Here is a 1,012-nt window from a genome sequence, read left to right on the forward strand (position 1 = left end):
AGCTATGGCGAAAGTTTCCTTGATACCGAAAAACAAAAAGCGGTCATTTCCGAATCCAAGGATATTGCTGTCATTGGTATGGCTGGACGTTTTCCGGGAGCAAAGAACGTATCTGAGTACTGGGAAAATATTAAAAATGGTGTGGAAACAATCATCGAGTTTAGTGAAAAGGAACTCTTAGACAATGGTGTAAGCAAAGAAGAACTTAGTTCGGAGCATTATGTAAGACGCCGAGGAATTATTAAGGGTGTAGAAGAGTTTGATGCGGAGACCTTTGGATACAATGCCCACGAGGCAGAGCTCATGGATCCACAAATGAGAATATTCCATGAGTGTACCTGGGAAGCTTTGGAAGATTCAGGTTATAACCCTCAGACCTATAATGGCGAAATAGGTTTGTATGGAGGTGGGGCAAACTCTTCCTGGCAATACATGTCGATGGCTGTCATTGCATCAAATCCTGCGGCCAGGTTCAATGCAGTTTCTTTAATAGATAAAGATTTTATCTGTTCCAAAGTATCCTACAACTTAAACCTCCAAGGACCTAGTATGTCCGTTCAGACAGGCTGTTCGACTTCCCTGGTGGCTTTACACCAGGCATGTCAGGGGATTCAGAATGGGGAATGTCAAATGGCCATTGCGGGAGGAGTTTCTGTGAGCGCACCTCCGAAAGTAGGATATCTATACCAAGATGGGATGCTCAGTTCCCGTGATGGTAGCTGTAGGGCATTTGACCTTAAGGCTGGTGGAACGCTATTCAGCGATGGGGCAGGTGCAGTAGTCTTGAAAAGCTTGGAACAGGCTTTGGAAGATGGTGATCATGTTTATGCTGTGATCAAGGGGAGTGCAATCAATAATGATGGTAATAGAAAAGTTGGTTTTACAGCTCCGAGTACAAAAGGTCAGTATGAGGTCATTACAGCAGCGCTACAAAAATCCGGAATTACTCCAGAAAATATCAGTTACGTGGAGGCCCATGGTACAGGTACAAGTCTGGGCGATCCGATTGAAG

The 1,012-nt window shown here is 44.6% G+C and carries 1 protein-coding gene; it reads left to right on the forward strand.

Features of this window, described 5'->3' with window-relative positions; translation table 11 throughout:
* Positions 1 to 1,012: beta-ketoacyl synthase N-terminal-like domain-containing protein (locus tag ACFSQJ_RS14165; RefSeq protein WP_377767628.1), on the forward strand; the 1,012-nt coding region annotated here is incomplete at both ends.

It is taken from the genome of Croceitalea marina, from assembly GCF_042684265.1.
Taxonomy (GTDB): domain Bacteria; phylum Bacteroidota; class Bacteroidia; order Flavobacteriales; family Flavobacteriaceae; genus Croceitalea; species Croceitalea marina.